General features: G+C 46.2%; 7 protein-coding genes and 1 pseudogene. All 8 read left to right on the plus strand.

Annotated features, from left to right (window positions below; genetic code table 11):
- Positions 1-7: 7 nt before the first annotated feature.
- Positions 8-619, plus strand: a complete 612-nt coding sequence (leuD, locus tag M3661_RS06750; protein WP_065291634.1) for a 3-isopropylmalate dehydratase small subunit — start codon at positions 8-10, stop codon at positions 617-619.
- A 221-nt stretch (positions 620-840) separates the two neighbouring features.
- Positions 841-1,579: pseudogene (locus M3661_RS06755) on the plus strand (class I SAM-dependent methyltransferase).
- Positions 1,580-1,886: 307 nt separating this feature from the next.
- Entirely contained in the window at positions 1,887-3,386 is a 1,500-nt protein-coding gene (locus M3661_RS06760; protein ID WP_251483080.1) for an N-acetylmuramoyl-L-alanine amidase family protein, read from the plus strand.
- Between the two features lie 66 nt (positions 3,387-3,452).
- Entirely contained in the window at positions 3,453-4,079 is a 627-nt protein-coding gene (locus tag M3661_RS06765; RefSeq protein ID WP_251483082.1) for a GerMN domain-containing protein, read from the plus strand.
- Positions 4,080-4,208: 129 nt separating this feature from the next.
- Complete coding sequence (locus M3661_RS06770; protein ID WP_251483084.1) at positions 4,209-6,983, plus strand: S-layer homology domain-containing protein; 2,775 nt, start codon at positions 4,209-4,211, stop codon at positions 6,981-6,983.
- A gap of 103 nt (positions 6,984-7,086) precedes the next feature.
- Positions 7,087-7,782 carry an endonuclease III gene (gene nth, locus M3661_RS06775; protein WP_021254622.1) on the plus strand — a complete coding sequence of 232 codons (696 nt, stop codon included), beginning with the start codon at positions 7,087-7,089 and terminating at the stop codon, positions 7,780-7,782.
- Positions 7,782-8,054, plus strand: coding sequence for a hypothetical protein (locus M3661_RS06780; protein WP_021254621.1), 273 nt, complete (start codon positions 7,782-7,784; stop codon positions 8,052-8,054). The genes nth and M3661_RS06780 overlap by 1 nt, the downstream gene beginning before the upstream one ends.
- 108 nt (positions 8,055-8,162) lie before the next feature.
- A complete protein-coding gene (locus M3661_RS06785) occupies positions 8,163-12,077 on the plus strand; it encodes a dynamin family protein (protein ID WP_251483085.1) in 3,915 nt (1,304 codons plus the stop codon).
- The last annotated feature ends 40 nt before the right edge of the window (positions 12,078-12,117 follow it).

Genomic DNA, 12,117 nt, shown 5'->3' on the forward strand with positions numbered 1-12,117 from the left:
ACGAATCATGCAACCATTTACATCATTGAACGGTCTTGTTGCCCCAGTTGATCGGGTCAACGTGGATACAGATGCAATCATTCCTAAGCAATTTTTGAAGCGTATTGAACGGAGCGGATTCGGCCAGTTCTTGTTCTACGAGTGGAGATTCGACGAGGCGGGCAACGTTATTCCTTCCTTCACCTTAAACCAGCCGCAATATGAAGGAGCTTCCGTATTACTGTCCCGTGCGAATTTCGGTTGCGGTTCTTCACGTGAGCATGCACCATGGGCGATTCTTGATTATGGCTTCCGCTGTGTTATCGCTCCATCATTCGCAGATATCTTCTACAATAACTGCTTCAAGAATGGTATTCTTCCTATTAAGCTGTCAGAAGAGCAAGTTGATGAACTATTCCGTCGTGCAGCGGAGAAGGACGGCTATCGTCTAGACGTGAATTTGGAAGAGAAGACAATTACGGATGAGTACGGATTGAACTACACTTTCGATCTGGATGAGCACCGTCGCCAATTTTTGCTGCAAGGTCTCGATGATATCGGATTGACGCTGAAGCATGAAGATGCAATTACTGCATACGAAGCCGCGAATGCGGGTCGTGTCGCTTACCCAGTCGTATAAGCACAGTTGATAATAAAAGGTATTAAAATCCCTGGATTCGCTTCGGCGTTCCAGGGATTTTATTGTATAAGCGTCGAGTAGCAGATTAAGATTAGTAAGTAGCATGCGGCACATAACGGACTTTTTCCTATTTGAGAAAAAATACATATTGTAAAATAGAAAAGAAAATGGATTCCGGATTTCGTCCATGACAACGCATGGATATAGGAGATGAATAATAAATGAAGCAAAACAAATACGATGATGCGAATTTCTTTGCCGCATATGAGAATATGCCACGTTCTATCCATGGGCTAGAAGGAGCGGGAGAATGGCATGTATTACAGACACTAATTCCAGATTTGCGCAACAAGAGTGTGCTAGATCTGGGCTGCGGCTTCGGGTGGCATTGTAGATATGCCCGAGAACAGCATGCCGACTCTGTAATAGGGGTTGATATTTCAGAGAAAATGCTGCAGAAAGCACGTGAATTGACAAATGATTCGTCGATCTCCTATTTACAAATGCCAATTGAAGACATTCAGTTTGCAGATGAGCAATTTGATGTGGTGATTAGTTCGTTAGCCTTTCATTATATTGAGTCGTTTGATACGATTTGTGACAAAGTCTATCACAGCTTAAAACCAGGGGGCGTGTGTGTTTCTGTTCTCGGTGGAGCATCCGATCTTCACTTCGCGCAATGAACAAGATTGGGTGTACGATGAGCAAGGGAATATCCTCCATTGGGCAGTGGATGGCTATCAGGATGAAGGGAAGCGTGAAACGGCCTTCTTAACGGAGGATGTCGTTAAGTATCATCGAACGTTCGCTACGTATATGAGTAACTTGATCGATGCGGGATTTACGATACGTGCAGTGAAGGAGCCGACTCCATCTGAGAAAATGCTGCGAGAAATACCCGGGATGACTGATGAGCTGCTCAGACCCATGTTCTTGATTATTTCTGCTACTAGAAGTTGATACTTTTAATGACGTGGAGACCGTTTTCTATTTGCACTTTTTGTATGATCAGGTGCGAAATAGAGAACGGTCTTTTTTTTGTTGTTACGAATCATGTCAATATTTATGTTCAGATGTGCAATTTTTGTCTTGCCATGTGGGAGTAGGTGATTTACAGTGAAAACAAGGGATATTTTAGCAGGTTTATTTTAGCCAAAAAATGTAGAAACTACGCAACTTTTGTACTTTTTATACGTCTAATATTACGTCCGTTCTTAATAGACAAATAGAATAGTGCGGAACATGACGAAAGGATGTAGAGGTGAAGATGCAGAAAAAACAAAAATTTGCGGTTGGATTGCTATTAATGCTGTTGTGTTTAGTGTTTCCTACGCTGGGACAAGCTGCACCTAATACGAGCTTGTACTTGAATGGAAATTCTTTGGCGATGTCAGAGAATATTTTGATGCTGAACAATTCGGTCATGGTCCCGATTCGCGTCGTTTCTGAAGAGTTGGGTTATAAGGTTGATTGGAATCAGAAGGCGAAGACGGTAGCTATAAATGATAATAGCAGAAGCATGAATCTCACCGTCAATCAGAAGACGGCGACAGTTGACAACAAGAGTGTTACACTCGTTGCACCACCGGTTATTAAAGGCGAGACTACACTAGTCCCACTTCGTTTTATCGGGGAGAATATGGGATTGAAAGTGGATTGGGATAACTCAACCAAATCTGTGTACATGTTCACTTCTGACGAAGTAACGCCTCCAACACCTGATAAAGGCAATGAGGACAAGCCGACAAAGCCGGACAACGGCAATGGAGATAATGGCAGTAATGGTGGAGACCAAGTAAAGCCAGATAACAATGCTTCAGTCGTTACGAACTTTTCTTTTGACAATAATCAATTACATATTGCTTTAGATCGTAATGTAAGACCGAGCATTATGACGATGGACAGCCCTAACCGGGTAGTTATTGATTTGCCGAATGCAGTGTTCTCGGACGAGTTCTATGAAAAATATAGTTTCAATAAAGATGGGCAAGGGGAATATGTAGTATCAGATTACCCAGATGTTCAGCGCATTCGCTTTGCAATGTTCAGCGATAAGCCGAATACAGCGCGCTTCGTTATTGATTTGAACTACCCGTTGAATGGTGAAGTCACACTGAATGATCAAGGTTTGACGACCATTTCGCTGAATCAAAAGAGTGGAAATGACGATGGGAACGGCAATGGCGGAACAACGAAACCACCTGTAACGCCAAACAAACCAAATGGTACTTATACCGTTGTTATTGATGCAGGCCATGGAGGTAAGGACTCCGGTGCGCTTAGCTTGACGAAGAAGACGGAAAAGGACTTTACTTTGGCACTTTCCTTGAAAGTCGGAGAACTGCTTCGTAAAGAAGATAAGATCAATCTTGTCATGACGCGCGAAGACGATTCCTTCCCTGAATTATCGGATCGTTCATCGCTTGCGAACAAAATTGGTGCGGATATATTCGTATCGATACATGGAAACAGTGCGAAAAACAGCCCTTCCGTAACAGGTACGGAGACGTTCTATTATCACAAGAGCAGCGAAGCACTTGCCAAGACGTTGCACAAAAATTTATTGAATGGAACGCAATTTAAGGATCGGGGTATCAAATTTGGAGATCTCCATGTCGTTCGAGAAACGAAGATGCCGTCGGCTCTGCTCGAAATAGGCTTTTTGACGAGCACGAATGACGAACCAAAAATGTATGACGACCAGTTCCAATGGCGCGTTGCGGAGAACATTGTCAAAGGGATTAAAGAATATTTGGGCGTATCCTGATTCTATAAAAAATGCAACCTTTGACGATCTGTTGCGTTATGAACGATGTAAAGGAGGTCGTGCTTCATGAAGACACGAAAATGGTGGGCACTTGCTGCCGCAGTTCTATCCATTACAATTATAAGTGCATGCGGTGCTAAGCCGACAACAAATGGAGCTGCTCAACCTGAGCAGCCAACAGCTGAACAACCTACGACGGAGCAGCCGACAACAGAGCAGCCGAACGAGGAAAAGCCGTCAGACGAGACAACGAAGCCTGAGCAGCCAACAACTGACAAAGGTCAAGAAACGAAGTCTGACAAGCAAGAAATGTCGCTTGACGTATTTGTCTCTGATGATCAGCTGATGGAATTGAAGTCGTATAAGAAGATGATCCAGTTCTCTAATGATGACGAGAAGTATCAAGTTGCACTTTCAGCGTTGAAGACATCTGACAATGATAAAGATATTCCGTTGTGGGAAAAGATCGACTTCAAATCTGTGGAAATGGATAAGGGAACGCTAGTCATTGACATTCATATTCCGGAAGAGGGTCATCTTGGAGCAGGCGGAGAGGCTTTTGCATTGGATGCTCTTACTAAAACGCTGTTCCAATTCGATGAAGTAAAGGCAATTGATATTCTGGTAGATGGAAAGTCAGATGAAAGCTTGATGGGCCATGTTACGTTGAAACATCCAATCAAGCGTCCATAGAGATCTGCACGAATCATGTAATTGAACAAAATAATACCAACAATTATTCGAGAACAGGGGCAGGAATTGCCCCTGTTCTTGTCGAAAAAGAACATCTTACGAAGAAATATATGTGGAAGGGGATGCATCATGCAATTAAATTCTAAACCGTGTGTGCGCAAAGCGCGAGCATTAACAAGTGCATTATTGGCCGTATCCATGATGCTGACATCTATGCAATTCGCGATGGCAGCTGAATCAAATACCGCTACAAAGACGAATCAAGTTACATCAACTTCGAGTACAAGTCCGATATTCAGCGATGTTAAGCTTGGTTATTGGGCAGAGAAACATATACATAAGCTTGCAGCATTGGATATTTTAAAGGGGAATAACGGCAAGTTCCGTCCTGGTGACGATGTAACGCAGCAGGAAGCTATCACAATGGCAATTCGCTATATGGGACTTGAGGGGGAATTGAATGCTGCAGATTCCGTAGCACTACCTGCTGATTTTAAGGTCGGGAATTTCTTCAAGCCGTATATTGTTCTGGCATTCCAAAAAGGGCTGTTGGACAAAGAAGAAGAGATGGCGAAGCCGGATCCGAAGCAAGCATGGGGCGATCAAAAGGCAACCCGTGAATGGGTGACGAAAATTTTGGTTCGTGCTGTAGGAAAACAAGCAGATGCAGAGCGTGCAAAGACGAAGAAAACGACATTTGCCGATAATAGCAAAATTAGCGCGTCTGCATTAGGATATGTCAACACTGCTGTTGATCTGGAATTGACTACAGGAATGAGCGGCAACAAATTCGAGCCGCAAGGCAAAGTAACGCGCGCGCAGCTTGCAACATTCTTCAGTCGCGGAGAAAAAGTATCTAAGGTAAAGCACGCATTCGAATCATTCGGTTATGTGATGAGCCTAACGGATCAAGAGATTCGCTTGTATACGGAAGAGGGCAAGACAGCAACCTTCCGCCGCGATAAAAACACGATGTACTATAAAAATGACAGCGAGCAGGCGATCAATGCCTCCGATATTGGCCTATACATGAAAATCCGTGTCGCTGGACAATCGGGAAGCGCGGCATATGTTGAATTATTAGACGCTGAACCGAAGGTGGAAACTTCAACGGTTAAGCTGAGGTATGTTGCGCCTTCAGAGAAGAAGCTGTATTTCACGAAGGATGGCACTGATGCATTGTCTGATATTGTGTACGACAACAGCGCGACTGTATTCAAGGATGCCAGCGGCAACACGATCGATCCTTCTAAGCTGATGGCGGACAGTGAGCTTGTCATCAAGCGTGAAACGTTTACGAATGAACGCAAAATTATTGAGGTTCAAGTAAAGTCTGGGCCTGTCAACAAATCGGCCAAAGGTACTATTACTTCTATTGATGTGAGAAACCGTTCCGTGACGATCAAGAACGAACAAGGCGAGAGCGAAACCTACACGGTTGTGGAGGGAGCTTACGTTCGTTATAAGGATCAATTGTTATCCGGTCTAAGCAGTATCAAGGAAAATGACAGCGTCAATTATACGGTGAAAAATAGCGTCGTAACGGAAATCGAATTGACAAATGCCCAACAAGTTACGATTTCTGGTACGCTGTACGAAAAAGGTGCGACGAAAACGAGCATCACGATCCGAAAAGAAAACAATGAACTCGTGGCGAAGCTGCTTGCTCGTGATGTAAAGATTGAAATTGACGGAATGAACAATCCAACGTTCGACGATATTGTCGCAGGAGAATACGGAGATCGCGTCGAGCTGGCCATGAACAGCGAGGATCAGGTTGCCAACATCAAAGTAATGAACCGCAAGGCGGAAATGATAATTGGAGCTACAGTTGTAGATTTCGATAAAACGAACAAACTGTTAATGGTAACTGACGAGCGCAAAGAACCTCACGTCTTTAAGCTCACATATGAGACTCGCTTTGAGAATAACGGCTCCAAGGTTGGACTTGAGGATATCGCAAATCAGCTTAAGGATGGCAAACGCAAGGTGAATGTGCAACATACGGCCAAAAACGCGCTTCTGGTGCAGCTCGTCAACAAATTCGAAGGAACATTCGTCTATGCAAGCTCTACCGCGAAGACAGTGACGATGAAGCTTGCGAACGGACAAACGGTAACACTGCCTTATAAGGGGACTGAGCTAAGCGTAGAAAAGTATGGGAAAAACAATGTGACCTTGAATGATGTGAATAATGGTGATACAATAGTTGCCTACTTCACGGATGATCAATCCACACTATCGTCTCTCGCTGTTCGGCAAACGCTACAATTCGATATCGCGTATCGGGATGCGTCGGGGTATCGCCTTCGTCTGCGCTCGAGCGACTCGAAGGTTGAGGACTTTTATGTGGGAAATGCCAAGATCTATGATCTGAATAATAAAGAGATCAAGATTGCAGACTTGAAGGATAATGACTATGTCAACGTTGTAATGGACGGACGTTCTATCGTGGAAGTGCGTCAAGTTCAAGTTACTTATGGCCGAGTAGAGTCTGTGGATACAAACAACGGAGCAATTCGAGTACGCGACAATGCTGGCTCCTTATCTGTACACCAAGTAGGCAAGAACGCGCAAATTCAGGTTGATAATTCTTCTTCTACTTCGAATTTGAGCGCTTTGAAAGAAGGAGACCGCGTAGAGGTGCGCAAGGACACAAGCGATCTTTCAGCTGTGAAGCTGGTCAGCGGAATGAAGCGCAGCTTCTGGCGCTATAATTCAAATACAAATGAATTGTATGTAAAGCGCACGATGGCTGAAAACAATTATATATTCAAAGTTCATCCGAATGCATCTATTCATTCGAAGGGCGAGAAAATCAGCCTGTCTTCCATCAAAGAAGATACCGATATTATGCTGTATATTATTAAGGATCAGGTTGTTGAAATCGAGAAAGTGTCTTAAACTACGATTAGGTTCACTTCGAACCGTCTCACCTTAGCGGGTGAGACGGTTTTTAGATGTGAATAGTCAAGCAGAATGGATAGAAAGGTGAGGTGACTTCCAGATGGCAACAAGTGCCCGCGTCCGACATATTCTCGATACGATTGGTCAGATGTACCCTGACGCGCATTGCGAGTTGACTCACGCCAATCCGTTCGAATTGACAATTGCAGTCCTGTTGTCAGCGCAGTGCACGGACGAGACGGTGAACAAAGTAACAGCTACGCTGTTCCAGAAATATAAAACACCGGAAGACTATCTAGCAGTTCCGCTTGAAGAGCTGGAGTCAGATATTCGGCGCATTGGCTTATTCCGCAACAAGGCCAAAAATATTCAAAAACTATGCCGCATGCTCATAGATAAATATGAGGGTGAAGTACCAAGGGAGCATGCTCAGCTAACAGAGCTTCCAGGTGTCGGCAGAAAGACGGCCAATGTGGTCGTATCCAACGCCTTCGGTGTTCCTGCAATGGCAGTGGACACACATGTCGAGCGCGTCTCCAAGCGCTTGCGACTTGCCAACGAAGACGATAGTGTGTTGGAAGTGGAGAAAAAGCTGATGCGTAAAATTCCCCGTGAGGAATGGACAGATACGCATCACCGGTTAATCTTTTTTGGACGTTATCATTGCAAAGCGCAATCCCCCAAATGTGACATTTGTCCGCTGTTAGATAGCTGTCGAGAGGGTAAAATACGTATGAAAGCGACCAAACCTAGAAAGACTGGAAACTATAAGAACGTGGATGGGAGTCGGTCGTGATGAAATGTATTTCGGTATACACGAATGATTTTGAACAATTCTCTAATATTTATGAAAAGATTATGCAAACACCTATGCAAGAGGATGAAGAACGTGAGATTGACGGCGTTACGGTATATGCAGCTGGACAAGTTCCTGATCAGTATGTAGAACGTATGCGTCAAAAACGTGATGTTGTCGTAATGCGCGTGAAAGATTCAGGCATTACTATTTTACAGCGCGGAGAACAATTCGAAATCATTCTCCCCGAACAGCAAAATATGGTACACTAGAAACCGAGTATAAGGCAAAAAGAGGAAGCCGATTACTCGGTTTTTTCTATGCGCAAAAATAACGACAATTCGTGTTCCGTTAGGATAAAAGCGGTGAGGGAGACGTGAATGGAGAAGATGAATGCGAGGTTGCACACCAATTCGGCCATTGTGGAAAGAGATAGCGATGAACTCGGAAAATGGCTGAAGCATACAGCGGATCAGATGCGGCATAGGGGAGATGTGCAGCACGCCGAGAAGATGACTGAGCTTGCGAAGAAGTGGCAGGAAGCGATTGTGATGGTCACGTTTTGTGGACACTTTTCGGCAGGCAAATCAAGTGTAATTAATGCATTATGCGGCAAGCAGCTGCTCCCGTCGAGTCCGATTCCAACGAGTGCGAACGTGGTTACGCTCCGCTACGGAGAGCGTCAGGCGCGGGTTCTACGCAGATCTGAACAAGATGGAACGGTTCTTGAAGAGCCTGTGCAATTCGAGCAGCTGGATGATGTGTGCCGTGATGGTGCTGGTATAGAACGTGTCGTTCTCTTTGATGAAATTGATTGGTTGAAGCAAGGCGTTGCTCTGCTGGATACACCCGGAGTAGATTCTACAGATGCGGCACATCGAGCAGCTACGGAGGAAGCCATGCATCTGGCTGACATTGTGTTCTATGTGACGGACTATAATCACGTCCAGTCGGAGACGAACTTCGCATTCGCGAAGGAGGTTGCAGATGCAGGTAAGCCGCTTATCTGGATTGTGAATCAAATCGACAAGCACAGGGAGCAGGAGCTTACCTTCGAATCGTATCAGAGCGATGTCCGAAGTGCACTTGATGCATGGCAGTTGAAGCCCGAAGGCGTATTCTATATCTCTGTAAGGCAGCCAGAACATCCATTGAATGAATGGAATGCATTAGAAGCCTATGTTCGTCAGACAGCGAGAGAACGGCTGCCGCTCGTTCGATATGGTATCTTACGTGCGGCACGTGAGCTCGTGTCTGCCCATGCAAAGGTTTTAAAGGAGCCGTTTGTAAGTAAACGTGAACAGCTAGTGGAACGTATAGGCGACGAAGCCTCCTTGGCTGCTTGGAAGGAACAGCTGCATCTAACGGAACAGCGCATTGCAGAGCTTACAGCTCAGGAGCAGGAAGTAAATGCATCGTTCCAGAAGCAAGTGCAACAGCTGCTTAGTAATGCGAATGTTACGCCTGCAGTAATGCGTGAACAGGCGCAGTCATATTTAGAATCCCGCAAGCCTGGCTTCAAGGTCGGTTTCTTATTCTCCAGTGCGAAGACAGACAATGAACGCACGCAACGACTGCAGTCCTTCACATCCATCTGGAAGGAAGGGTTGCGGGCAAATGTTGAGGTTCATCTCATCCAAATGATTCGCTCGCTGGCTGAAGAGGTAGGAGCAAACGAGCAGGAGGCATCGGCTGCGATGGAGCAAGCCATGCCTGATCTAGGTGATTCCTGGCTTGCTGATTCGGTGTCAGAGGGAGCGAGCGGTTCACCTGAGTATACCTTGAATTATTGCAGATCAATAGCTGATGAAGCACGCGCGATGCTGCGTAGAGCCGCTTTGACAGTGGCAGAGCCATTACTAGAGATCAAGCTCCGTCAATATCGTGAAGAGCTTACGCGGGCAGAATCTAAGCTTGCTTCCATGAGCGAGCTCTCCCTCGAATTCTCGGAAGTGGAGAATCGCCTACAAGCTACTACAGGGATAGAATCGGAATTGGTTCAAGCCATACAATTATGGCTGCCTGCTGATAAGCTGGAATGTGGCTGGATCGGTCTTCTTCCCGATATTCACAGCTTGAAGCAGGAAGCAAACAGCAAGGAGAAGGTAGTAGACCAGCAGCATGCTGCAGAGGCCAGGAACCAGGAACGCGTTCACAATGCTCCGGCCGGTAGTGGCATAATTGATCACGTACAGCAGAGACGTTCAGATAAGCAGGCAATCGTTGAATCATGGTTGGAGTTGTCTACAGAGGCTGATGGGCTCGGGACAAGCGGTAATCTGGATAGACATGCCCAAGATCAATCTTTTATAAAAGACCCTGAGCGCAATCTTACTGATCATGGGTCAGCTCCTAGTGGAACAGAACAGCGGTCAGAGGCTGCTGCTCCTAGCCAAGTTCGACGCAAGCTGATCTATACTGCTCAGAAGCTGGAGCAAGCAGCAGGTGTGCTTGAACGGCTGGAATCAATGCAGATGCTCGCAGCAGAGATGCGAGAGAAGGCTAAGCGGCTCGACGAGAATCGCTTTACGGTTGCCTTATTCGGTGCGTTCAGCGCTGGCAAATCATCGTTCGCGAACGCCCTTATCGGGCAAGATGCACTGCCAGTATCACCTAACCCGACAACAGCCGCAATTAATACGATCGAGGCAGCGACAGATGAGCATCCGCATGGCACGGCTCGCGTAACAATGAAGCGCGAAGCGAAGCTGCTTGATGACCTTCGCTATGCGCTGGAGACCTTGGGCGAGCCTAATGCATCTACCATGAACATGGATGAAGTGCTCCATTCGCTTGCGCGAATTCGTCCAGAGACAATTCATCCGTCTGGGCGGCCATATTATCGATTCATTCAGGCTGTGGATCGTGGGATAGAAGAGGCTCGAGGCCTATTAGGTCAGGAGCTAATGGTTGATGAGGCACAGTATCGCTTATTTGTGAGTGATGAATCAAGATCAGCGTTCGTAGAGCGCATTGATTTGTTCGTAGACAGTGAGCTTACGAGACAAGGCTTCGTATTCGTAGATACTCCGGGTGCGGATTCCATTAACGCGAGGCACACGGGCGTTGCATTTGAATACATGAAGCAGGCGGATATCATATTGTTCGTGACGTACTATAACCATGCCTTCTCCCAAGCTGATCGACAATTCCTTACGCAGCTGGGCCGGGTGAAGGATGCCTTTGAGCTTGATAAAATGTTCTTTGTGGTCAATGCATCTGACCTTGCTGCCTCACCTGAAGAGCTGTCAAGTGTACTGGATTATGTGGAGGATCGTCTGCGCGAATTCGGTGTGCGCAGTCCGCGGCTATTTCCGATTTCGAGCTTGCAGGCATTGGAGGGCAAGCAGCAAGCACAGAAGGACAAGATTAGAACGTCGGGTATTGGTGAGTTTGAGCAGTCATTCCTAGAGTTTGCAGGCAATGAGCTGACTCAGCTCAGTATTCATTCGGCTCACAATAGTCTGGATAGGGCAGCAAGACAGCTGAAGGCGATGTGGGATGCCTCACATGCCGATGCAGCAGAGCGTGAACGGGAAGTCATTCGTTATCAAGCATTGGCCGAACAAGCGCGTCGCAGCTGCACGGAGTGGCTGGAGCGAGATGAATCAAGCCTATTCCAGCAGGAAGCAGATGAATTGCTCTACCATGTGGGTCAACGATTGCAATTCCGCTTCGGTGATATGTTCTCTCACGCCTTCAATCCGGCTTCCTTGCGCAGAGATGATCGGGATATAGATAATGCGCTGCAGCGCTGTTATGTGGAATGGATTCGCCTATTTAGCAAAGAGCTTGTGAATGAACTGTATGCAACCTCATTGCGGATGGAACAAGGAGCCAAGAAGCTCGTAATGAGCTATCACGATCGCCTGCAGCAAGCCATAATGGAGCAGCTGCCCGGGTACTCACCGGCTGATGTGGATATGAGGGCTTGGCCAACGCCTGAGGTATCAGGTGAGCTGGAATTGCCGAATGTAACAACGCGGTGGATTCGTGGTTATTTCCGCAATAGTAAGACCTTTTTCGAAGGCAGCGGACGCAGCGAACTTAGACAGGCGCTAGAGCTGCAGGCGATGCAGGCGGTTAAGCGGGTAACAGAAGCTCATCGGCAACAATTTATCGAACATATCCTCACTCACTATAATAAGGTCATTCAAAAGTCCTACAAGGAGCTGTCAGACGCATTGGATCTGTATATGGAAAGATTGAACAATGCGCTGCATGCAAATGTGGATGAAGAATTGCTTCAAGCTGTGATGAGTGCTTTGGAAGAGGTTATTACGACAGATTCATAAAAGCATCCAAGTGAAGAGATGAATTCACACGGAATTGATA

This window comes from Paenibacillus sp. MER 180, from assembly GCF_023713665.1.
Classification (GTDB): domain Bacteria; phylum Bacillota; class Bacilli; order Paenibacillales; family Paenibacillaceae; genus Paenibacillus_B; species Paenibacillus_B suaedae.

What these genes read in the sequence shown, in the direction of transcription:
- leuD (WP_065291634.1), top strand. Translation starts at nt 8, where the DNA reads ATGCAACCATTTACATCATTGAACGGTCTTGTTGCCCCAGTTGATCGG.
- M3661_RS06765 (WP_251483082.1), top strand. Translation starts at nt 3,453, where the DNA reads ATGAAGACACGAAAATGGTGGGCACTTGCTGCCGCAGTTCTATCCATT.
- M3661_RS06780 (WP_021254621.1), top strand. Translation starts at nt 7,782, where the DNA reads ATGAAATGTATTTCGGTATACACGAATGATTTTGAACAATTCTCTAAT.
- nth (WP_021254622.1), top strand. Translation starts at nt 7,087, where the DNA reads ATGGCAACAAGTGCCCGCGTCCGACATATTCTCGATACGATTGGTCAG.
- M3661_RS06760 (WP_251483080.1), top strand. Translation starts at nt 1,887, where the DNA reads ATGCAGAAAAAACAAAAATTTGCGGTTGGATTGCTATTAATGCTGTTG.
- M3661_RS06770 (WP_251483084.1), top strand. Translation starts at nt 4,209, where the DNA reads ATGCAATTAAATTCTAAACCGTGTGTGCGCAAAGCGCGAGCATTAACA.
- M3661_RS06785 (WP_251483085.1), top strand. Translation starts at nt 8,163, where the DNA reads ATGGAGAAGATGAATGCGAGGTTGCACACCAATTCGGCCATTGTGGAA.